23 protein-coding genes, 1 pseudogene and 1 riboswitch are annotated in these 23611 nt (G+C 47.0%); of the genes and pseudogenes, 1 reads left to right on the forward strand and 23 read right to left on the reverse strand.

Annotated elements, in window-relative coordinates:
* Positions 1 to 13 precede the first annotated feature (13 nt).
* The 22 genes and pseudogenes from NZD86_RS19115 to NZD86_RS19220 form a co-directional block, all read right to left on the reverse strand.
* Positions 14 to 850 carry a cache domain-containing protein gene (locus NZD86_RS19115; RefSeq protein ID WP_268043648.1) on the reverse strand — a complete coding sequence of 279 codons (837 nt, stop codon included), beginning with the start codon at positions 848 to 850 and terminating at the stop codon, positions 14 to 16.
* A 380-nt stretch (positions 851 to 1230) separates the two neighbouring features.
* Entirely contained in the window at positions 1231 to 2430 is a 1200-nt protein-coding gene (locus tag NZD86_RS19120; RefSeq protein WP_268046948.1) for a transposase, read from the reverse strand.
* 124 nt (positions 2431 to 2554) lie between these two features.
* A riboswitch (cyclic di-GMP riboswitch) is annotated at positions 2555 to 2643 on the reverse strand.
* 111 nt (positions 2644 to 2754) lie between these two features.
* Positions 2755 to 3465: a hypothetical protein gene (locus tag NZD86_RS19125; protein WP_268043650.1), complete on the reverse strand. Its 711-nt coding sequence runs from the start codon at positions 3463 to 3465 to the stop codon at positions 2755 to 2757.
* Complete coding sequence (locus tag NZD86_RS19130; protein ID WP_268043651.1) at positions 3462 to 4760, reverse strand: LppP/LprE family lipoprotein; 1299 nt, start codon at positions 4758 to 4760, stop codon at positions 3462 to 3464. The genes NZD86_RS19125 and NZD86_RS19130 overlap by 4 nt, the downstream gene beginning before the upstream one ends.
* A gap of 85 nt (positions 4761 to 4845) precedes the next feature.
* Positions 4846 to 5679, reverse strand: a complete 834-nt coding sequence (locus NZD86_RS19135) for an SDH family Clp fold serine proteinase (RefSeq protein ID WP_268043652.1) — start codon at positions 5677 to 5679, stop codon at positions 4846 to 4848.
* 172 nt (positions 5680 to 5851) lie between these two features.
* The gene (locus tag NZD86_RS19140) at positions 5852 to 7027 is read right to left on the reverse strand and encodes a KamA family radical SAM protein (protein ID WP_268043654.1); all 1176 of its coding nucleotides are present in this window, start codon (positions 7025 to 7027) and stop codon (positions 5852 to 5854) included.
* Between the two features lie 79 nt (positions 7028 to 7106).
* On the reverse strand, positions 7107 to 8189 hold the full coding sequence (locus tag NZD86_RS19145; RefSeq protein WP_268043655.1) for a YheC/YheD family endospore coat-associated protein: 1083 nt from the start codon (positions 8187 to 8189) through the stop codon (positions 7107 to 7109).
* Between the two features lie 86 nt (positions 8190 to 8275).
* Positions 8276 to 8983 carry a YheC/YheD family protein gene (locus NZD86_RS19150; RefSeq protein ID WP_407655186.1) on the reverse strand — a complete coding sequence of 236 codons (708 nt, stop codon included), beginning with the start codon at positions 8981 to 8983 and terminating at the stop codon, positions 8276 to 8278.
* Positions 8984 to 9639: 656 nt separating this feature from the next.
* Positions 9640 to 11589 (reverse strand): methyl-accepting chemotaxis protein, encoded by a 1950-nt coding sequence (locus NZD86_RS19155; RefSeq protein ID WP_268043657.1) that lies wholly within the window; start codon positions 11587 to 11589, stop codon positions 9640 to 9642.
* A gap of 111 nt (positions 11590 to 11700) precedes the next feature.
* Positions 11701 to 13083, reverse strand: coding sequence for an MFS transporter (locus tag NZD86_RS19160; RefSeq protein ID WP_268043658.1), 1383 nt, complete (start codon positions 13081 to 13083; stop codon positions 11701 to 11703).
* 127 nt (positions 13084 to 13210) lie between these two features.
* A complete protein-coding gene (locus NZD86_RS19165; RefSeq protein WP_268043659.1) occupies positions 13211 to 13909 on the reverse strand; it encodes a 4-carboxy-4-hydroxy-2-oxoadipate aldolase/oxaloacetate decarboxylase in 699 nt (232 codons plus the stop codon).
* Entirely contained in the window at positions 13906 to 14637 is a 732-nt protein-coding gene (locus NZD86_RS19170) for a PIG-L deacetylase family protein (protein ID WP_268043660.1), read from the reverse strand. The genes NZD86_RS19165 and NZD86_RS19170 overlap by 4 nt, the downstream gene beginning before the upstream one ends.
* 28 nt (positions 14638 to 14665) lie before the next feature.
* Positions 14666 to 15550 (reverse strand): DUF6282 family protein, encoded by an 885-nt coding sequence (locus NZD86_RS19175; RefSeq protein ID WP_268043661.1) that lies wholly within the window; start codon positions 15548 to 15550, stop codon positions 14666 to 14668.
* Positions 15551 to 15730: 180 nt separating this feature from the next.
* Complete coding sequence (locus tag NZD86_RS19180; protein ID WP_268043662.1) at positions 15731 to 16372, reverse strand: GntR family transcriptional regulator; 642 nt, start codon at positions 16370 to 16372, stop codon at positions 15731 to 15733.
* A gap of 317 nt (positions 16373 to 16689) precedes the next feature.
* Positions 16690 to 16857 carry a hypothetical protein gene (locus NZD86_RS19185; protein ID WP_268043663.1) on the reverse strand — a complete coding sequence of 56 codons (168 nt, stop codon included), beginning with the start codon at positions 16855 to 16857 and terminating at the stop codon, positions 16690 to 16692.
* A 42-nt stretch (positions 16858 to 16899) separates the two neighbouring features.
* Positions 16900 to 17778, reverse strand: a pseudogene (locus NZD86_RS19190) (MFS transporter); the annotation flags it as partial.
* Between the two features lie 12 nt (positions 17779 to 17790).
* Positions 17791 to 18036: a hypothetical protein gene (locus tag NZD86_RS19195; protein WP_268043664.1), complete on the reverse strand. Its 246-nt coding sequence runs from the start codon at positions 18034 to 18036 to the stop codon at positions 17791 to 17793.
* A gap of 158 nt (positions 18037 to 18194) precedes the next feature.
* On the reverse strand, positions 18195 to 18755 hold the full coding sequence (locus tag NZD86_RS19200) for a DinB family protein (RefSeq protein WP_268043665.1): 561 nt from the start codon (positions 18753 to 18755) through the stop codon (positions 18195 to 18197).
* Positions 18756 to 18781: 26 nt separating this feature from the next.
* Entirely contained in the window at positions 18782 to 19261 is a 480-nt protein-coding gene (locus NZD86_RS19205; RefSeq protein WP_268043666.1) for a fumarylacetoacetate hydrolase family protein, read from the reverse strand.
* Positions 19262 to 19290: 29 nt separating this feature from the next.
* Positions 19291 to 19620, reverse strand: a complete 330-nt coding sequence (locus tag NZD86_RS19210; RefSeq protein WP_268043667.1) for a hypothetical protein — start codon at positions 19618 to 19620, stop codon at positions 19291 to 19293.
* Between the two features lie 46 nt (positions 19621 to 19666).
* Entirely contained in the window at positions 19667 to 20764 is a 1098-nt protein-coding gene (locus tag NZD86_RS19215) for a cupin domain-containing protein (protein WP_268043668.1), read from the reverse strand.
* 23 nt (positions 20765 to 20787) lie between these two features.
* Positions 20788 to 21993, reverse strand: a complete 1206-nt coding sequence (locus NZD86_RS19220) for an FAD-dependent monooxygenase (RefSeq protein ID WP_268043669.1) — start codon at positions 21991 to 21993, stop codon at positions 20788 to 20790.
* 193 nt (positions 21994 to 22186) lie between these two features.
* On the opposite strand from NZD86_RS19220, the gene NZD86_RS19225 reads away from it, so the two are divergent.
* Complete coding sequence (locus tag NZD86_RS19225; RefSeq protein WP_268043670.1) at positions 22187 to 22936, forward strand: IclR family transcriptional regulator; 750 nt, start codon at positions 22187 to 22189, stop codon at positions 22934 to 22936.
* Positions 22937 to 23059: 123 nt separating this feature from the next.
* On the opposite strand, the gene NZD86_RS19230 is transcribed toward NZD86_RS19225, so the two are convergent.
* Positions 23060 to 23317 (reverse strand): YciI family protein, encoded by a 258-nt coding sequence (locus tag NZD86_RS19230; RefSeq protein ID WP_268043672.1) that lies wholly within the window; start codon positions 23315 to 23317, stop codon positions 23060 to 23062.
* Positions 23318 to 23611: the final 294 nt, after the last annotated feature.

Raw genomic sequence — 23611 nt, forward strand, 5'->3', positions numbered from 1 at the left:
CACGGGAACTTTTTTATGCCATTTTCACGGTAGAGGCAATGTTTTTTACCCCATCAATGGTAAAATAGCCGATTCCAGATGGTTGTCCCATCATTTTGTCGTAGAACGCTTTAACATCGCCTGTTTGTTTACTAAAGTTCAGCTTGAGTGTCTGACCGCTTTTATCCGATGCAACAACCAGTCCTGACGGATCGAGAATCATTGTACCGACGTTTTGGCCTGACGTTCCCTGAACTACGCTCTGTGTTAACTTGCTGATATCGACAGCAATAACAGAGACGGAAAGAACCTTCTTTCCAGAGTTGTCCATAATCGAATTCGCCACAGCAATAACTGGTCTTCCTGAGACCGGAGAATACATGTAATTGCTTGTATGTACACCAGGATGCTGAAGTTCCTCATAATAGTAGGCTTCCGATTTTTTGTCGAACACGTGACCTACTGATTTGCCTCCGATCCCGTCCGCGAACACTTTGCCATGATAGGAAAAGAACATGTTCTCGTATAATCCGTTCGCATTGGGTACTCGCTTTTGTAAGTACCGAGAAAGTTCGTTTAGTTTAGCGTGATCGACTTGATTAGTCGCAGCGAGTTGTTTGAAAAAGTCAACCGTAAACAACTCGTTGACCATGGCATTGGACATATCAAACTGCATATTAAAAACAGAGTCCACCTGTTTCGCCTTTTCTTGTGCGAGTCTTGATAACGAGTTACCGGCTTCAGTTTGCAACGCACGGGACGCCGAATAGCTTGTATAAAATAGATTCACCAGCATCGGAACCAGAATACACATTAGGCAGATAGACAGTATTTTTGCCAGCAGGCTGTTTCTGAATCTTGTCTTAGTCATCAGTTGGACTCCTTCAACCTTATAAAGCAAAATTGGCAAAAGAATTAGTGGATGAATTAAATAATTACTCTGCGTCATGGAAACGATGCCGCACTCATGTATATTACGGGTACCTACATGGCGGACACGCCCGACCTGAAACTGCTCCTTTCCTTTATATCGACAGGGAAAAAGGCAACAAAAAAAAGACCTATGATAAACATAAGTCGCCCGTTACATTTATTAGGTGAGCGTTTTGCAGAATTGATTTGAAGGCTACGGCGAAAAAAGAAACTATCCGACAGGATAATACTTTAACATCCATAATATGTATGAACGATTCGTTCAGGGTGCTTACTGCTAGGGTTCTTACACGAGATAGCTGTTTTCGTTCAGTTGAGTTAAGCGGTCTGTTCTAAACGATTTGCTTTGTTTGCTGCCAGCGCACCAGCTAGTAGTACAATGGCATTCAAATACACGTGTGTTGTCACTTTTTCGAGTCCACCAACATGTACAGCATCCGCCGTTAGATAGTCTTTCAGACGAGAATTGCATCGTTCCACAGCGGTCCGTTCATTGTAAAGCAGCGTCCACTTTCGTGAACCACGATGCGGATTACTGTATCGACGGGCACCATCCGCAATTTTTACCTTAGTGACCATCCCGTAATTCGACTCCGAGCACCATGCCGCGCCAAGCGGGCAATCTACTTTCCCCATCACATGCGGACAACGGAACTTTAATCGGTCTGTCTCCGCGCCCCAGTAGGCCATCTCGAATCCCATTGAGCATTTTGGTGTCCCATTGGCTGACATACCGGCGGGTGGCTCCTTTTCACCTCGGCGATTAAGCGGGATAATAGCCTGTGCACCGAACGAACGCGACACTTCGTAATTCTTCACTTGGTCATACCCGGCATCCATCATAACAAACTGAAACTTCCAGCTCCGAGCGGCGATTTGTTCCATGAGGGGAATCGCCATCTCCCCGTCGTATACATGCGCAGGTGTCACCTGAAGGGCAATCGGCAATTCGCTGTGTGTATCGACCGCCAGATGAATTTTGTATCCGAACCAGGTCAACTTATTCCCAAAGGAATCGGCCTTTGCTCCCCAGTCTGCATTCCCATTTAACTGACTCACGAGTTTCGGTAGCTTGCGTTCATAGCAGTGGATACCCGCACTGTCGATTGCAAGGTGACTCCCATCGATGATTCCTTCCTTGCGACACTCGTCTACTAAGTCATTAAACAGCGTCTCAGCAAGATTCAGTCGCGTGAGTGTACTAAATACGCGACTAATCGTCGCAATGGAAGGAACGGGTTCATCCATACGGAAGCCACACTGGAACCGGAACCGGATGTCGCTGTCCAAGCGCTCATATAACTTCGTAAACGTCGAAATACCCAGCAATGGTGAGGCCAAGAGTGCGCGAAGAATCGCTTCTCGGTGAATGGGTTTGGCACCCTGGGGTGATGAACTACGCAACTTTTCCGCGTACGGACGAAGGTCAAGAGCCGAGAAGAGCAATTCAATATGCTTGCGCGGTTCCATATTGAGTAGTTCTTCGAAGGAAAACAGCGACGACTGACGAACATACATAGAGACTTCACCGTCCTTGGTGGTTTTTGGATTGGTACTAAAAACCTTCTCCAAGTTGGGGTGAAGCCCTTTTACTATGCCCTGAATCCCGTGTCCCACATGGGCTCAGAAATCTGCAAAACGCTCAGGTAACTGGCTGGTATCTTCGCAGTTGCAAAAGCTGCCCCTATAGCTTTGCGTCACTAGATTTCTCTAGCTTTGCCTTTTTCTATTTGTCGTATGAAAGAATTTTCTGTGCTGTCATTATATAAGACCACTGTCATTCCTGCAATCGGAACTTGTCGAACATTGTCTCAATTTGTCGTCAAGGAGGGAACTGACCGGTTATCCTTTCCAAACTGTGTTGCCAAACGCATCCTTCGCAACGAGCGATCCCGCCACCAATCCACGTCCATCCACTGCGAAGGAAAGCTCCGTCGCCCTGATATAGTGGCCCGCTTCCGTACTGTCAAACGTGCCAATGACGCGGACGTGAACAATCCCGCCCGATCCCTTCGAAACCAGTGGGATCGAGTGAGGCACTGGATTGTAGAAGTTGCTGTATTTCTTGACTATCCCATCCACCGCTCTCCTCAGTTGCACAGAGAGATGAAAATACGCCTCTTGTACCTCCTGACTTGCGGAAGCAGTTTTCTCAATGGACGACCAAACTTGCTTGCCTGGATAGTAATCAGATGGGAACTTCATCCCGATGGATGCGAACGACACAGCCTTGCCGTAGTCTCCCATATTTAAGTAGGTTGACGCCCATGCGTAGTCCAACATATTCTGCGGTGTGGAAGAGGCGCCCTTGCCCTCATCCATTCCTCGGTCATAATTGTACGGCGCACCCCTGAAATAACCTGGGAAGTCGTCGCTGTTCGCCTTTTCGTAATCCTGTTTAGACGCGTTCCACGCATACAATTGAATCGTTTCAAGTGGCCCCGTGTCGTGAATCCAATTGGCTACTTCCATCGTCCCATCCTCATTAAAATCACCGATATCCGCCGTCCCCGCGAGGTGTAAAACAGGTTTTATCGTTCCGTTGACGTTCAATACGTCACGTCATTTGCTCCGTCCCCAACGTACGACTGAATAGCAATACTATCCGTTCCATCTCCGGTCATGGCACCCGCGTTAAATTCTCTCAGTTCTGTCCCATCGGTAAGTCGGTTTAGCAACACACTCCATTTACCATTTTCCTGGTCAACCACCATGACCCCAGTTTGTCGTGTGGAACCATCCGAGTATGCAGCGGCGTAGTCGTAGTGGCCGTTTCCGTCGAGATCGACAGAGAGATAAGGGGAGTCGGTGCCGGGCCGATTGACGAGTGTCGCGCCTTTTGGCAACGCAGTTTCAATGGCTTGCTTCGCGTCCTTCGGAGCGGATGGAACACCCACATTCGCAGACGATAGCGTGGGATTCACGTGCACCCGGAGACCATTCGTCGCGCCACTGGGAATGGATGCCTTGCCAATTGGCGAAAACCGAGTGCCATCCCAGGCAAATGTCACCGTGACGAGGGGAAGAGAGGGGCTGTACAGCGGATCGCTCCATGCGTAATTTGCATATGTAACATTAAAGCTCATTCCACCATCGCCGGCAGGTTTCACAGAGCGGATAGACGTCTTCTCATCATTCGAGTCCAGACCGACAAATTGACGATTGTGAAAGAAGAAAACCACTTGCCCATATCCATCTGCCGATGGACTTCGTGATCCAATCGCAGCTGTCACGGTGTCCCCGTTGGGCGCAGTGACGCTCACGGGCTTTCCAGTCAACACAAAGTGCTCACCTGTCGCACCTTTCGCACTGGATTCCACGGCACTTGCCATGACGCGATCGATTTCATCACTACTCGGGACACCCAGCGCGTGATCTTCAAGCGTAAGCCGCCCATTTTTCCATGATGCATATGCCCCAGAAGAACCCTGGGTCATCGTGTGCATGACATACCATACAGGCACGTACGTTACGTCCGACGTTCCCGATTTGACGATCTCAACCGGAACATGATCCTCCACAAATCCACCATCCGCGATGTCAATGGTCCCAGGATTCTGTGGCTTTAGAGACTCCGTTTGAAGCGCCAAGTTATTAATCAGAAGCGTCTTTCCATCATATGTAACATCATCGCTCATTGCCCTGATGGCCCGAATCACCGTGTCGATGGGCATCCAGACCGTACCATGCTTCACGAATGCGGGAACGCCCTTTGCAAATACCTGATTATTTACCATGATCGATGCCTGCTGTGTAGACTTGGCTGTCGTCGCCTGGGTAGACACCGTCGAGGCAGTACCAAGCGTGATGACCATCGCGATCGCACTGGATAGAATATACCGGCTCACAATTTAACCTTCTTTTCACGATTTTCCGTTTTATCATTTAGACGGACCAACGGAGTCACTCGTGACAGTTTCCCAACCAAGTCTATCAATCCCGATGGGATCGACGATTCGTATCACCATCCCCGTCGTACGGCGTGGAAATATACTGTACGCTGGGCCGCCGTTGCGAAGGTTGGGGATACAATTCCATCAACGCGTAGACCTCACGTGGAAGTCCCACTTTAATTGGGAGGCGCAAGTCTTTCAATTTTTCGACCGTGATCGGATAATCGTGTGTCCAGAGTCCCGAGGATAACGCACGTGCCAAATCTTTTGCTTCAGCCATCTCCATCTTACTTTCGAGTAACTCGGTCAAAAATGCTTCCACCTGCCTTAACGCCTTGCGTGCCATATCGACCAAGACAAGGGTTTCATCTTTGACATGCTCAACCGGTTTCTGAGCCACCACCTCAAGAAGAGACGCCGCTGGGTAACGTCCGAGTTGCGGGTCAACCGGGCCCAACACCGCATTTTCGTCGATGACGATTTCAGCCGCCGACAATGCAATCATTGTTCCACCCGACATAGCATAATGTGGAACAAATACAGTGACTTTTGATGGGTGACGGCCGAGTGCGTGTGCGATTTGTTCCGACGCGAGCACGAGACCGCCAGGTGTATGTACAACGAGGTCTATTGGCATCGAATCAGGTGTCAACCGAATGGCACGGAGAATTTGCTCAGAGTCCTCAATGGAAATGTAGTTTCGAAGGGGAATTCCGAGAAAGCTGATCGTCTCCTGGCGATGAATCAATGTAATCACTCGTGTTCCCCGCTTACGCTCCATCTGTCGAATTGCCCGAATCCGTTGCGAATGAATCCTGTATTGTCGCCACACCGGCACAAGTGACCACAAGATTAGGAGAATCCAAAACCACATATGTTCACCTCACATCACCGAATACAGTGAACAGCCTTCCCCCTCTTAGATGAAATATTCCGGTGATTGACGGGAATGGAAAGTAGGGTGATGTCCTCTATGGGTTGTAATCCAGTGAGAGTATACCCTACTCTTCCTTCATTAACCCTTTACTTGCTGATTTACTCGATGATCAGCCACGGGTTAATTTGCCCTTTTTCACTGGTACAACAGGCATTTCATTGACAGATATGATATCTTCAAGTTTTTTAGCAGGTTTCGTCCAATACCGCTCGTTCCCCGGTAAATCGTCAAACCAAGTAGCATGACTCGGACAGTCCAGGATCATTAGTTTCCCGTAGTCCCCATCCCGTGACTGGTGATATTTCAGATAAGCTTTTCCATCGTGAATTGCCAGGATCTCAATCTTACCCGAAGTGTGACTCATACAAAGTTTGACGCGCTTGCCTAAACCGGATGTCAAGGCTTTTGCCTCCTCAACAATTCGGTACACCTCTTCTAACGTGAGAACAAACCCACTGTTTCCGGCAACCGGCCGGTTTACAAAGAAATAATAGGGTGTGACTCCTGTCCATGACAATTCGTCTAACAATTCACCAAGTACTGCCGGATCGTCATTGATCCCTTTCAAAACCGGTGTTTGGTTTACCAAAGTGGCACCCGCGTCGTATAGTGCTTTAAAACACAATTTTGCTTCGTGTGTAATTTCTCTTGGGTGATTGACGTGCACCATAACATAAATACGATTCTCAGCCGTGGAGTTTTCACGAATCAAGTCAAGCAGTTCATCATCTTCATAAATTCTCATGGGGTTGAAAACCGGCATCTTTGATCCAATACGGATGATCTTGACATGTTTTATCGATCTCAGTTCTTCAATGATCAGACGCAGCTTGTTAGTTGCCAACACAAACGGATCCCCACCCGTTAGCAGCACATTGTTAATTTCCGGATGCCGTGCAATGTAGTCGAGACCCTCGCGAACGTCTGACATGGCCTCCTTGACATCCGATCGGAACAGCCGCTTTCGAAAACAAAACCGGCAATAGGCACCGCATACCTCTGAAACAAGCAACAAAGCTGTTGTTTTATATTTGTGTTGACAGCCTTTGACGACATAATTTGTATCTTCATCAGAAGCATCCCAACGGCCGTATTCTTGCAGTTCACTTGAATTCGGTATGACCAGTTTCCGGATCGGATCGTCAGGATTAGACCAATCTATTAGATTCAAATAATAGTCATTTACACGAAAGACAAACTTGTCAGCGACATGCTTTAATGTCTCTCGTTCGTCGTCAGTTAAGTTCTGGATCTTATCTAAATTTGTAATGTACTTTGCCTGCATAACCGTTACCCCCACTCTCAGTATCCTTTCCCCGCAATCACGCGTGTTGTGCTCTATGTTCATCACGATGCGCACGGATCTAAACCAGCGTCTTTGCATATTCCAAAGGATTTCGATAAATCCGGTGAACGGTTTTTTGACTGTAGCATCGTCTAATAGACACTTTTGCTGATTGAGCGTTGCACTCTATGAGCCATATGTTCCGGTTTTTATCCACCGCAAAATCTATTCCGATCTCGCCAAATCTCCCATACACTTTCTCCACACTTCGGTATACGGTCCTCAGGAAATGATCGATTTCATTCCGTGTCTCACGAATTTGTTTACTGGAGCAGTTTGGTAACAGCTTACTTAGGTAATCGTTAAATCGGTATGCAGTACCATGGGTGGTAATCGGAGAGCTTTTCTTGCCCACTCGAATCGGAATCGCGACGACTGTAAGATTTCCATTCCGGTTTCTTTGTAATTCCGCACGAAAATCTACCAGACACGAGCCATTGACTGTGAGTAGGTCGATGGCCTGCTGAACGATTACTTCCCGACTACCGAAGAAAGATTTCAACGCTCTTTGTAAACGAGTGTAGCTACGTACCTCTCTTCGAACTAATCTTCCGAGAATGGAATAGCTGTATTGATATCTCCCCGGAGATACTCGAGATACCCGAACAACTTGAAGCCCTCGCCGTCCGCGACAAGCTTTGATATAAACTGTTTTTCGCTTTCGTAAAATTGCTCTTAACTCACTGATGTCATTCAGATCAAGGTTCTTGGTATAGGGCAAATACTTTCGTACGCTCTTATCTTGACTGAGCTTGTAATACAAATCCGACTTATTAAATGCCACGATGGGATTAATTCGCTTGATCCCCATATCATCAAATTTTTCAATCAATCTTTGGACACTTTTCCCGGAACCGCCGCGAACATATAACACATGCGGGAAGGGAAACGTTCTCTTTTCCCAACGCTTTTTGGCATCGTTGAACCACATTCCCCTTATGACTTTACGGTCATAATCGACACCTCTTGTGGAAAAGAAATAGAGTTTCGTCCTCGCCTTCTTGTTTGCTTTAGCAAGTTCTTCAACGCCGCTCGTGACAGGGGCGCTGACACCTAAAACAACTCCAACAGTCGGCGACGTCAAGGATGAGGATGATGTCATTGATATGTCCTCCTTGCTCGATAAAACCATCTGAGTAACCAGCAATTGCTTCGAACATGGGCTTTCTCGAAGACGAATGACTACCCTTATCGGATTAACCTTTTGGCCGTTATATACCGTTTGTACTGTTTCGGGTCGAGACTTCTTAACCCCCTAAAATCCGGTTTGGTATTCGCCTCGATAAACCAGATTTTTCCCCTCTTGTCGATCGCCATATCTAAACCGACAATCTTAAGCGGGAACTTGGCTCCCAGTATCTGTGCAGTTTGGTACGACACGTCTATCAATTCCTGAAGAACCCGATACACATTTAGACGCTGGTCAAGTTTCCGCAGCGTCTTGGTAATCGTGACGTCTTGAGCACCTTTAGCGACATTGGTGACAACGGCATCTTTGTGGGGGGCGACTTTGGCACTCACCCAGGACAAATGCCACCGATTCAGAGGTTTTTGAAGCACAACACGCACGTCAAACGGACGACTATGATAAGTTGCCAAATCAATACCGCGTTGAATAATATATTGTCTTTCGGAATTTTGTATCTTTTGTAACTGCGAAACGACGTTCTTCGTGGCGCACCTCACTGACGTCTGCCTATACGAAATCTCACTTTCCGAGTCGTTTATCTTTCTTACCCGGATAACCCCATTTCCCTTTCTACCTATGTCTGGTTTGATATACACAGTGGAATATTTCCGCAGCATCCGATGAAGGCTAGTGGCACTAAACCAGTCCGTTTCAGGTACATGGCGAGAAATAATCGGATCATCCATGAGAAGTCGTGTCTTTCTCATTTTGCTACGAATGACCGTATGGCTCATACACTCAACTCCACTCTACCTACGGGGTCCATTGATGATCTCCACCTTCTGGCTCACCGGGACAGGGTCACCCCTTTACACCGTCTATTTTTTTTGACAGGTTATTGTATTCCTCAAATCCTCTCACGAACGCGACATCTGTCCTTGAGCGCAAAGAGCCTACGTATTTTGCATCGTGATCGTATTGGACGGGAATCACTGGACTATCATTGGTTTATGAGTGGATGGGTTAGATTCGGCCATTTGCTCGCCGTCAGTCCAAGCCTGAGGGCACTATAAACAACCATGTAAGCTTTAGAAACAGACTTTAGGGTGGGGAAAAAATTAGGTGATCGAATAGCACAAGCTCAATCAGGGCATTTGATACTACAAACCCAACTCAACCGGCTCGAGCATCGTGTATCGGAGACGAAGTTACCAGGGATGATGCCTGTACGTGGTTAGGTCAGAAGAGGATTCCTTGTTATCGGAATTATGTAACAGCATGCGGCCTGCCTGGAACCTTATCAAGTGAAAAAGGTAAAAGACAGACCGAAGTGATCGCAACTGTTCTTCATCATGCTGACTGGTAGTGAAAAGATGAAAAAGGCTGTCCCAAAGAATGATTGAGACAGCCTTGAGCCTGACAATTAAACCGTAAAGCGTTGAATCATATGCTGCAGTTCCTCGGCCATGCGGGCCAATTCCGTTGCAGATGCAGTGATTTCTTCCATTGAAGCAAGTTGTTCTTCTGTTGCAGCCGACACGTTCTGCGTCCCTGCAGCAGTCTCTTGCGTCACTTCATAAATGGCACTCATGGAACGTGATACTTCTTCGCTGCTTGCCGACATTTGTTCAACAGCCGCGGAAACCTCTTGAATTTGGTCGGCAACAGCGGTCACAGTACCATGAATCTTGGTAAAGGACTTACCCGCAAATTGAACGGCATTCAAGCCTTGAACAACTGCCTCAGAGGTACTGGATGTTGCCTTGACAGCTTCATTGGTGTCCATCTGAATGGACGTAACTAATTCTGCGATACCCTGAGCCGAAGAAGCCGATTGTTCGGCGAGTTTACGAATTTCGTTTGCGACCACCGCGAACCCTCTCCCTTGCTCCCCAGCTCTCGCAGCTTCTATTGATGCATTCAAAGAAAGCAAATTGGTTTGGGAAGCAATATCCGTAATCACGTTTACAATATTTCCGATTTGCTGGGACCGCTCACCCAGTTTTTGAACAGATTCTGCTAATCCCGTTACGGTGTTATGAATATGGTCCATGTGGGTAACCACAGATTCAATAGAAACTTGTCCTTCATCAGCCACTGCAGTTGCATCCGATGAGTTTTCTGTAACGCGCTGTGCACTTACCGCAATCTGCTGAATTCCTCCAGACATTTCACGTACAACAACGTTACTTTCGTCAACGCGGGCTGCCTGGCGCTCTGAGCCGTTTGCGACAACTTGGATAATTTCAGAAATATTCTGTGCCGCTTTGCCACTCTGCTCAGAGCTTGCCATTAATTCCTCAGCAGAAGCTGCTACTTGTTCTGAAGTCTGGCTGACGTCAACCAGCACTCCACGAATCGATTCCCGCATTTGATTAAAACTGTTACCAAGTTGGCCAAATTCATCCTTGTTCTTTATGAGAATCTCCTCGGTCAAGTTACCATCGCCTATCGTTTTTGCTGACCGGACCAGTGACTTCAGCGGTGTAATAATGCTACGAATGACAAAGAAGACGCAAAGGGCGCCGAGAAGCAGCGCGATCACCAGGACAATGATAGTTTCATGCAGAATTGGAGCTGATGCCGTCGCTTCGTCACGCAAGTCCATGGTACCGATGACTTTCCAGCCCGTGAGCTTATTTGTTTCAAACACGGACTGATTCGATTGACCGTTTAGCGTATACTTGACATCTCCGCTTGCTTGACTGTAAATGACAGCCCATTCGTGTGCATTCCCGACAGGTGAACCAGCTTTATGGCTGGGGTCAACAATGTAATGCTTTTGATTGTCCGCCAGCACGGCATATCCCGATTGGCCTATTTTCACGTGTTTTGCAATAGACGCAAGTGATTCTAGACTGAGATTCGTACCGATGATATATTTTCCGTCGGGCGACATTTCCGCCAACGCAACAACTTCGGTGCCGCTAACGACTGCAGAACTGTACGGAGCTGTAACAATCGGATGCCCAGGTGTGTTTTTTGCAGCGATGTACCATGGACGAACTTTCGGATTGAAGTTTTTGGGCATTTTCATGTGCGGGGCATGAAAATATCCACCCGCCATGGGAACAATCCAGCTCCCTTCCAGTTCAGGGTGCTTAGATTGAAATGCATCGAGAAGATCCTGTATCGTCGCCGGATCGTTATTACTTTTATCCACTTGGGACGTCAGCGTGTCGACATCTTCCTCATGCGTACTGATGTATGAATCGATTTGTGAGTTCAAAAGGTTCACATTCGACGTGGCCGTATTTAACATTTGGGTATTCACGCCGGATCGTGCACTGTTGTACGCGAACCCAGCAATCGCAATGCTTGGAAGTAATAAGATCCCCGCGAAGGCTGTTACAAGCTTTGAACTAATTTTCACTGTTCCGTTTCCCCTTCTCCTGATACAGACAATTTTTATATTTGTCTTGTATATTGATATATTCCAGCTCACACAAACCCCCACTTGCCTAGCAAGTGGGGTGTCTCCTGTTTATACGCCCTCGGAGTTCAGACTCAAAACGCCTGTACTGACATCGTCCAAGGAACGCTTTTTCGTCCTCGGTCCAAACAAGGAAACGACAATGGCTCCGATCAACCAAGTTGCAGCGATGAAGAAGAACACGCTTCTATAGCCACTTTGGACGAACAGTGCACTAATAATCAGCGGACCAAAAATATTGGAAAGTCGACCGATCCCATAGGGGATACCAGTTCCCACCCCACGCGCTTCTGTAGGATATAGCTCGGGTGTGTATGCGTAGGCGACTGCAGTGAAGACCCTTTCAAATACGTTAACCGAAAGACCAAACACAACGATCAGCAGCGGTTGGAACGTAAGTCCGTACAACAACCCGCTCAACGCAATGATGACTGCGGAGAAAACCAGTGTCCACTTCCGGTCGATGCGGTCTGCGATCAATGCAGCGATGTAGGAACCAAACGGTGCACCGAGCGTACTGAGTGACACGTACGTGAGTGATTTGCCTACTGTGATGCCATGCTTTACAAGAAGTGTCGGTGCCCAACTAGAATAACCAAAGAATCCGATTGTTTCGGCAACCCATAACACCGTCAGTAGTATGGTAATGCCTAAGTATCTTCCCCGTAGCAGTTGTGCCAAGCGCATTTTAGGAGCTTGGGCTTCCATATTTGCTTGCTTGGGTTCTGGCAGCGGTCCTTTTTCCTCTGTAACTAAACTCTCTATGTCGGACATAACTTTGTTTGCCATCGTGTAGTTCTTCCGGCTCTCATACCAACGTGGAGACTCAATCATTTTTCTGTTCAGCACTAAACACAAGATACCAAGTGCACCCCAGACAAAAACGAGGCGCCATCCCCATGTCCCAGCCGGGACAAGCAAACGAGCAATCCAAGATGTAATTGGTGTGCCACATATACCGATAACGATTGCTAAAGCCTGATACTTACCTCGAGAATGAGATGGAAACATCTCACTGATGTATGTGTTTGCTACAATGGTCATAGCCGCTAGCCCAACACCAGTTAAGAATCGAAATGTCCCCAATGATGCGGCATTCCAAGAAAACGCATTCAGCAGCGAAAACAGGGAGAAGAAAATAATCGTTGCGGACAGAGCGCGTTTTCTTCCTAGTTTGTCAGCAATCCAACCACCTATCACAGCACCGATGAACATACCCAAAAACGAGATAGAAGTAATATTGCCTATTGTCTGAATAGATAAGTGCCACGTCTTCAGTAATTTTGGAGCGACAACGGAAAATGTATTCGTGTCCGCAAACTCAAAAAAGTAGGCAAATGAAACCACAATCAGTGCAAGCTTATGGATTCCCGAAATTGGAAGTCTATCTAACCGATTTGAAACATTTGAAAATTCTACTTGATTCACCGCCATATATGGCTCCCCCTCAATTCGCCTCCAGAAATGACCTATCAGACAGTGGTGTCCAACAACCGTAAACTGTTTTAAGAGCTATTTAGAATGAGGCAGGGACAGATGCTGCCCCTGCACACAACACCTACTACTTCACATCGTCATAGGTATCAAAGTACACGACACCTTCCTGGTCCAGGACAGGACGCAGGCCATAAAAATCCAAACTCAATTCACCTGCGGCAATTTTACTTTTGGTGACTTCCTCTTTTGCTACTCTTTTCTTTGATGCGTCTAACGCAAAGGAAAGATCCTCGCGACGAACGACGACAACACCATCGGAATCGGCCATAATCAGGTCGCCAGGATTCACCGTTTGCCCGGAACACACGGCTGGCGAATTCACCCACCCGCCACGCGACTTCGTTGTTCCTTGAGAATAGACTGCTTTTGACCATACCGGAAACCCTAGTTCTCGAATACGCGTTACATCTCTGATGCCGGCATCTATGATGAGTCCCTTGACTCCCCGTCTGATGAGTGCGCTGACAATAAGCTCTCCTATCATCCCTGCAACGCTATCACCCAGCGTCGTCACGACAAGTATGTCGCCAGGCTGACAAACTTCAATTGCCGCATGAATCATTAGGTTGTCGCCAGCGTAACAGACGGCTGTCACGGCTGGTCCACAAATCATGACATCATCGATAATTGGCTTTAAGTCTGGACCAAGGAGTCCAACTTTCCCCTGCGCCTCATATACAGTTGAAACGTCTAACTTGGAGAATTCCTCTACAACAGAGGCCTCAGGTCGGGCGATATGACGAACAACATATTTCTGCGTCATACGAATTCACCACCGACGTATGGAAAGAAACGAGAAAATGCCTCAGCATACTTATATTGCTTTTCCCCAGACACACGGCGCGCGTGATTCCCTCTCAAACTCGCCTTAGCACCGTAGTAGTCGATCAAGTGCTGTTGCGCCTTGAAACAATTCATTGCAGCTGCCTTACGTTCGTAACTCTCCGTGATGTCAATAATCACTTCCGGTTTAAAGTCGCTGATTTCAGACTGATGCGGCTCAAACCCAAATATCCGAGCTTGTTTGGCAGTTGGATATCCGTCAAACCTCACACCATTTGATGTCGATAGAACACTTGCATCAAAAACAAATTTCGAAACCATTTCATGATCCGGATTAAACGCGTCTTTCGGTCCATGCGTCACGATATGATGAGGTCTCACTTCACGAATTTTCTTCACCATTTGATCCATTCGATCCCGATTGATCATCATATGGTAGTCTTCGTAGTCCCAAATCTCGAAGTTAGAGACACCTAAACACTCGGCCGCCTTTTCGATTTCGGACCGGCGAATCGTCTTCACATTATCTAGCGTTTGCCCTTCCACGTTCCAAAGGTCATTCGACTCGCCGCGTGCTCCGTAACTGAGAATAACCAATGACACATTAGCGCCGTGCATAATGTATTTAGCAATCGTCCCACCCGACCGCCAAACAAAGTCGGCAGCATGTGCACTTACTACTAAAAGGTTTACATTTTTGTCGATCACGATAGTTTCACTCCCCGAGAAATATCTCTTAACCTTCAGCTAAAAATGTCGTATTTTCGTCAGTCATCTGATGAACTTCATCTCTAGAAAATCCGTTCTCCAACAAGTTTTGAGCAAATGTTAAAAGCCCTTCATCGGGATAAGGTCCGGTAGGCTGTCCCAGATCCGTTGACAGGATGCAATGGGCTGGGCCGACGTACCGAATTTCTTCATAAACTGCTTCCCACGTTGTTTTGTTCGAATACGGCGTCGTAAAACAATGTTCCATGTACGCCCCCAACTCTGCCAACTGCTTCTGTTCCACCTTTGTCAGTCGGATTGACGGAAAATCAGGGTGTGTTATGACAATTTTCTTTACATTCCGTTTGACAGCTTCCTTGGTGATAGCAAAAATCTCATCTTTGCCTAAGTGACCAGTCGCAAGAATCAAATTATAATCCGCAATGATGTCCAAAATGTCCAACACGCTCGATTTTAAGGACCCGTTTTCCAAGATGCCAATGCTAGACTGGGTTTTACCTTTCTCAATTAGTTCCATCTGTAATGTCGCCCAGTACGGAAGCTTGTCATGTTTACCTGACTTAAAGTGCTCTTGTTCATTTGTTGCATCGAACGTGGGCATCCAAACAATCTTGGCACCGTCACGAGCCGCCATCTCTACTGCAAGCGGATTCAGTCCGCCTACCGAATTGTTTAAAGCGATTGCACCGATAGCATTGACCTTCGGATACATCTTCTTGACCAACTTCGCCCGCTCTGCTGTACAAAAATAATGTGATTTAATGCCATACCCCTTCATCCCAACGGCTTGAATCCGCTCGGCCATGTCCATGTCGTCAAGTTTTCGGTTCATCACATCGGGACCGGTGTGTACGTGTAAATCGTAAGCCCCTTCAAGTAATCCTTCGTACATTTTTTCGCCCCTCTTCGTGAATATCACAAAAGGTTATACAAAACAGAGAACTTAATTGTTCAACAATATTGATAACAATATTGGTAACATCATCGATTATATGAGTCTATGAATGCGGTGTCAAGGTGGAATATGGAAGACACACAATGAAGGGCCCTGCAGAAACTCTGCTGACCTAACTCATATGAGATAGTTATAGTGCTTATCGATGGTTTCACGAATGTGAGAAATATGGACCTGAATCGCTTGCTGAGCGGCATAACTATCGTGAGTTTTCAACGCATCGAGGATTAGTTTATGTTCCATAAGTGACTCTTTCGTTCGACCTGGGACCAAAATGGTTCTAAAGTGATAACGATTTAGCTGATTCTTAATGATCTTTATCATATCTACTGCTTGCACATTTGTAGAAGCTTCATAAATAACGTCGTGAAACTCTCTGTTTTTCACGGAGTATTCGTCTAAGTTGTCACTATCTACATGCTCACGCATGTTTTCAAGCAGGTCCTCCATCTTTCGGATCTGTGTGTCGTTAATATTTACTGCCGCGCTACTAGCAACAAGCCCTTCAAGCACCTCACGTATTTGTAAGTAATTCAATATTTCATCCAACGTAAGAGATTTAATCCGAGCGCCCTTATTTGATTCAATTTCCACTAATTTCTCTTGTTCAAGCTTTAACAACGCCTGCTTCACCGTATTTCTACTCACACCTATGACCTGAGACAAATCGCTTTCTGTCAACTTTTGAGCCGGTTTGTATGTTCCGTCAAGAATTCTATCCTTAAGGTACCGGTAGGCCATTTCTACTTGTGTACTCATATGCTAGCCTCGCATTGATTTCATTGTGATTAAACGGAATTGTTCAACAATCTCATTGTATCACGAAACCCAGTCCTGTCTAGATTAGCCAGATAGCAATGTCACTCGTCGCACATGTGGCTTAACCCGCGCGGGGAATCTCCGGGGGACGATAGGGCTTGGTGAGATGGGCATCTCCACCTACACCTAACCCCATCAGTTTGTGCAAATCCGAGGACATTATCTTCAAAAATAATAGATTTCGTGAATTGGCGGCATTGACGCCACACTTCAGACCCATGAAGGCCAGGTAAGTATGATGTGAGGGCTAAAGATATTCAGTTGGCTTCCAATTCCAGTGCTTTTCCATTTCTTAATCGCGGCATGCCGAAGCCATACTGTTGCTGTATGAATACCAAAGCGCTGGCAGCAATTACACTCGGTATTGCAAAGGCGAGAAAGTTCATTTGCAACGGCAGCTTGGCCGTCAGCAGCAATCCTCCCATGGTGGGTCCTAAAATGCCACCAATGCGACCAATTCCAAGTGCCTAACCGATGCCGGTCGAACGCATGTTTTCCGGATAGCATTGCGAGACGTAAGCATTTGCGACAATTTGTGAACCTCTGGTCGTTCCCCCTGCAATGAACAGAAGAATGTAGAGGAATACCATGTCAGGTCGAGTGCCAATCAACATCATTGCTACTGCAGCGATTATAAATGAAGTGATAAGAACCCGTTTCGCACCAAAATGGTCAGAGAACTGGCCGCCAACGATGGCACCAGCTATCGCACCAACGTTCAGCGCCAACAGAGCACCTAAACTGGAGCCGAGCGGGAAACCCGCATTGGTCATTAATTTAGGTAGCCACGTGGTCAAACCATACATCGTCAACAAACACATGAAGAAGGCAAGCCAGAACATAATGGTGGAGAGCGCTCGGTGACCCTCGAATAGTTTTTTTACCGGGAAACCCTCGTGTTGATTTAGTGTAATCGTATACTCACTCTGGTCACCATACTGCGTGCCCGTAATTCTAGCTAGGACTGCCGCCACGCGATGCTTTTGACCCCTTAATACATAGAAACCAGGGGAATCTGGGACAAACATATAAAAAATAGGGACGGCTATGATAGGGATAACACCGACCCACAATTCTGCACGCCACCCAGCAACCGGTACTACATTCATCCCGATCACCGACGCAAGTACTCCGCCCAGCGGATGGCCACTAAACATGAGTGCGACAAAGGTACTTTTCAGCCGCTTCGGGGCATATTCCGTAACCAAAGCTACGTTGTTCGGCATTAAGCCACCTAACCCAATCCCGGTAATAAAGCGAAAGATAGCGAACATAGCCGGGCTAGTGGACAATGCTGTCAGCCCCATGAACACGCAAAAAATAAGAGCGCTTACAAAGATGATATTTTTGCGACCGACTTAATCGGCGACAGGACTTAATACAAGTGCTCCCAAACCCATACCGACAAGCGCGTAACTGTTAAGAGAACCTGCGACCACCGCGCTCATATGCCAGTCCTTCATCAGTGACGGAACAATTGTCCCAAACATAAAAGTATCGTACCCGTCACATGTGATCATAAATGTACAAAGTATCAGAAATACCAAATGAAAGCGATTGAATCTACTATTTTGAATAACTTCATCGACATTGACGATATTCATGAGCCATTAACCTCCCGAAACCGGCATCCATAGACTCCGGTATCTCTCCCTGTTCAGCGTACCTCTATGTTTCTTGCTACACTGAACCGTTGTGCTGCTCGATAACTGCAGCACAACGGTTGAGTCTTTGATTTTATGACCTACCGAAACTCATACCGTTAGTGTTGCGGCTGTGCTTGATATGCACGATGCGTTCGTTCTACTTGGCCAATATGTTTTTCCAAGTGTTCGGTTATAAAGTGCTCGATAACCCAGTCAACCGTTTTAGTTCCGAACTTCGGATTTACGGCTTCAGTTAACAAATCATCGTCTGTCAACCTCGACAGCATGTGTAATGTTGCCTGTCTCCCTCGATTTACACCTTCTAGCAGTGCTGCCAATGTCTCGGATCCGGTCAAATTAACCGCATTTAGACGTTCCTCATTCGCCATCGTTCGGCCAAAATTCGTACCTGGATTTGCTTTCACATGCAAAACATCCTGACTGAAGAAATTCTGAAACTCAGCTACGTGAGCCAGTATCTGGGCTACTGACCAAGCGTCCTCCGCAGGCTTAAAGTGAAGCGCCTCTGGCCGCACCTTTACTGCCGCCCGTTCCAGTTCAGCGTGTAACTGCTGAACCGACGCTTCAATTTTCCTCACGTTTTCTGCTGCAACAATCTGGTTCTGAAGTGCGCCAATTCCTTCGATTTCTACCTTCACAACATCACCTAGTTTCATAAATCCCTTCGGCTCCATGGCGACGCCTACGCCCCCGGCGTCCCTGTCGCGATAACATCTCCTGGCTCAAGCGTCATGATCTGAGATACGAATGAGATAAGGAACGGGATGTTGAAAATCAGGCGACCAGTGTTGTCGTGTTGGCGCAATTCGTTGTTCAACCACAACTTAATATCTAGATTATGTGGGTCCGCGATTTCATCCGCGGTCACCATTACCGGTCCCATCGGCCCACTGAGATCGAACGACTTCCCTTGGAGCCATTGTGGTGTACGGTGTTGCCAATCTCGCACCGTAATGTCGTTCAAGGCAGTGTAGCCCGCGACATAATCCATGGCATCGTCCTCGGAGATGTATCGACCTTGCTTTCCGATCACGATGGCTAGTTCAGCTTCATAATCGAGTTGCTCAGATACTCGTGGAAACGGAACCCCGTCTCCGTCCGCACACACGGTGTTCGAAAGTTTCGCGAACACGACCGGAATAGTTGGAACATCGCGTTTCATTTCGCTGACGTGATCGTGGTAGTTTCTACCTACGCACACAATTTTGCCAGGATGAGGAATAGGAGATAATCTCTGAACGGACGCAGGATCATAGACGTAATCTGCTCGTTCCGAAACAGAACGATCCAGAGCAAACTGGATAACTTCCCGGGCCTGTTCCAACGTACGATGACTTCCTTTGAGAAACTCGACGGCATCTGTGGGGATAAGTAGATTCGCCAGTCGTTCCGAATCAGGTTCCCCTGCGCAGCCAACATGCTACGGCACGCCAGATTCAGGTCCAGAAATCCATCTGGAAGTTCAACTCCAATTCGTTCTTCGTTGTTATTGAGAAACGAAACAATACGCATAGTTTTCATGTCCTCTCCATGAGTATTTCACGCAAATTCGCATTAGTATGTCTAATTACAGTTTGAATTCCTCTGTCACAGCCTGATGCGTGTCCGGATGCGCTTCTGTTCTATCGAGATGTAACGCCTCCATAACTGGTAGATCGTTGGTTGAGAACAAATACGCATCTTGATTGCCCGTGTTAACGTGTTCATGCCATGCCCAGTTGGGAATCACGAACGTGTCTCCCTTTTGCCAAGCGAACTTCACGCCATTAATGACTGTATATCCCTCTCCGTCAAATACATGATAGATCGCACTATGCACATGACGATGTGCCGAAGTGTGGTGTCCCTTGGGCAGATACTGCATCATCGCACCAATCGTATTCGCTGCTGCTTTCCCGGTGGCTGGATTGATATATTCAACCGCATAGGCGTCAAATGGATCAGCTTCGAGTTTTGCCAAATTGTCTAAGGCCTGTTTCGTCTGCTTCCATTTGAACACCGCTTGTGGGGCGTAATGGTTGTCATGGTCTTGAACAGGGCGAAGCCCGGACGCAGAGTAGCGAAGCGTCGAGAAATTATCTGGCCGAGTCACAGGCTGGTTAAACTCCGGATAGTGTTCGAAAAACATAGCGCCTAATTGATAGAGCATTGGGATGTCCAAGCAATCCAACCAGAGCATCGGTTGGTCTCCGTCATGTACGTGATCGTGCCAGAGCCCTGCCGGTGTGATGAGGAAGTCACCCTCTTCCATGTACACGCGTTCGCCCTCAACGATTGTGTAGGCACCGGAACCTTGAACAATGAAACGTATTGCACTTTGATTATGGCGGTGTGACGGTGCCTTTTCGCCCGGGAGCAACAATTGAATACCAGCATATAACGTATGTGTGAGAGACCCCCAGCCCCATGGTTCTAGATCTGCAGACCCTGGATTACTGAAGAACAAAACCCGCCGCTCTCCCCCACGATCCGGTGTCACAAGTTCCCCAGACTCCATGACGAACTTCTTAACCTCATCCCATTTCCAAAGGTATGGGATGACCCGCGGCTTTGGTTCGGTTGTCATAATACTTCCAATAGAGTTCCATAGCGGCCCCAGATTTCTGCTCTTTAAACGTCCATAAAATTCGTTCAACTGTTCCTCATATGTCATTTGAACTGTCATTTGCAACTACCTCCTCGTATTCGTCAAATTACCGCCTGATTTTCAGCCTTAACTTTGTGCCCCCCGTAGAGCCATTCGACAACGCTATAATCAGTTGACGCCCGTTGCTCCATGATGGTGTTTCTCAACAATACGGTGGTGGGATTAGACGCATGGATGATTTCACCCCATGTACGAACACTTCGCTGGACGCGAGCTGTACGAGGAATCCTCTCCTTTTGATATTCTGCAAACACAGTGTCGATATTGGTCCCGTGAAGACTGAACATCCTGCCTAAGCAGTCCGAATCCTCGATGGCCTGACATGCCCCTTGAGCCATATACTGGTACATGGGGTGGGCCGAGTCACCAAGCAACGTAATCCGCCCTTGTGTCCAGTTATCGATCGGCTCCCTGTCGAACATCTTCCAATGTTGGTCCCGATGAATATACTGGATTGCTTTCTGAATCGTCGGGCAGCACATGGCGTAGTGAGCGTCCAGCTCATCCGGCGTTCCCCAGTCTTCTGCGCCCTCGTGATAGCGTTTACTCTTAAAGACTGCTACTTGGTTGTAAAGTTCGTTACTGCGGATGGGATACTGTACAAAGTGCATATCTGGTCCGATCCACATTACGACATCCTCTAAACGTGCGTGAGCGGTCATTCCAGACAGCGGCACGGCACCTCGATAAGCAACAAATCCATCAGCGATAGGTTTATCCTCAACAAGCAGCTTCCTAGCAGTGGACCATAGTCCATCTGCTCCTATGACAGCCTCTGCGAGATACACCGAACCGTCTTGACATAGAACCTCTACTTCCGCTCCATGATCCTGAATGGAAACTACCTTTTTATTTGTAAGAAGCGACATGTTTCCCTCACGTCTACATGCTTCCGCGAGCACTGTGTGAAGGTCAGACCGATGCATAACAGCATACGGATATCCGTACCTAGATATGAACTCCCGTCCGAGATCGAGCGCAGATAGTTCTCTTCCTTTGATGGCATCCATGATGACAAGTCGTTCTGGAAAAACAGCATATTTTGAAGCTTCATTATATAGCCCAAGTTTGTCCAGAACAGCCATGGCATTTGGACCTAACTGTAGCCCAGCGCCGATTTCCCCGAATTCCGGTGCTTGTTCAAGGACACAAACTTGTTTACCCGCCCTTGAAATCGCAAGAGCGGCCGCAAGACCTCCAATGCCTCCGCCAATAACCAACACAGCAACGCTGTTGGTCTGTCCCATTTTCCTTCACCCCAGTTCACATATAGTAAATAAGGTTTACAACTGTTGAACAAATGGTAACATGGGGACACATTGTTTGTAAACGCTTTACTCGATCTTTCAAAAGATCATCGGCTGATGATTAATCCCACTTTTTGATGTATTCTTTAGTAATACAGACTGATAATGTCAATGTGGAGGACTGTTTGAGACAATGAAGAGCGAGATGACAGGACTCGGGATACAGTCCTTAGAAATTGGTCTAAGCATTTTGAAGGAAATCAGTACCGCAGACGTACCGCTCTCCATCACTGAGATCTCTGAACGATGCAACATGCCCAAAAGCAAACTGCATCGATACTTGACAAGCTTATATCGAACAGGGTTCCTAAAACGAGATGCCAATTTGCTGTATACACTCGGAGAAGAGTTCTATTCCATAGGACTCAAAGCTCTTGGAAATTTAAATATTAGACAGCAAGCCGGCCCCACGTTAACTCGACTTCGCGAGCGACTCAATGAGACAGTCGCATTGTCCATATGGACTGAAGAAGGCCCCCATTTCATCCACTGGGAGGAAAGTCTGCGGGCTGTTAACGTAGGCATTCGTGTCGGTAGCCAGGTCAGTGCCTTAAAAACCGCAGGAGGCAAGGTATTTTTAGCCTTCTTACCCAAGGATGAAACGGAGCATGTGGTTCAAAAGGAATTAAAGGAACACGGAATTTCACGTGCTGCGTTTGAAGAGGAAATGGCGTCTATTCGTAAAAGAGGGTTTGCCACTACAGAAGGAAGTTTATTGCAAGGTATCGCCTCTGTTGCCTGTCCACTATTTGGACGAAACAATTCCGTTGTCGCTTCGATCACGATTGTAGGAATTCTTGGGTACCTGCAAACGGAGGAAGATTCAGAAGTTGTAGATGTACTGAAAGAAGAGTGTCTGGCACTATCAAAGACATTATTGTAGTTGTTATGTACATAATGGACGCTAGAGGGCCACGAGTGGCAGGACGCAGACACTCGTGGCCAAACTTTGTGCTTCTATACGTCAACATCCCGAAACGAACCTATCCTGGATAAGATGGTAAAGTCAGTCATTTGTTGACCACGAGTACACTTCAAATGTTCTACATCCACTTTTAATTATTGGATCATTCAGAATAATTTCTTCAGCTGCAGTTAAATCGTCGACGTTGTAAATTAATAATCCACCAACTATATTCTGAAATGGTCCAGAACCGTAAAGAATCCCTTTTGTCCTTAGCTTATCTAAATAATCTCTATGGGCCGTAATTACTTCAGTCGATACCTCATTCGTGCCTTCTCGTAAAAATACAACATGTTTCAATCGACTCCGTCCCTTCTGGTGAATTCTCTCTAACGAAATTGACAGACCTGGGCAGCGGATTTGATCGCCCAAAAGACGCCACTTAATCGAGTTCGTTCCCTGGAATACACCTCCTAAAGGAGTCAAGATATTTACGTATAGTAAACTTTATTTACTATTGTGTCTAGAATATATCACCAGAAGCACGTTGCGTAAACGGATTCACGATGTTTTTTTACGTGCTGGTTTGGACGGAAGTATAAGCCGAGAACCCCACTGTTTTAGGATGGAGGGCATGGAATGAAAGAGGATAAG

The organism is Alicyclobacillus dauci, assembly GCF_026651605.1.
Taxonomy (GTDB): Bacteria; Bacillota; Bacilli; order Alicyclobacillales; family Alicyclobacillaceae; genus Alicyclobacillus; species Alicyclobacillus dauci.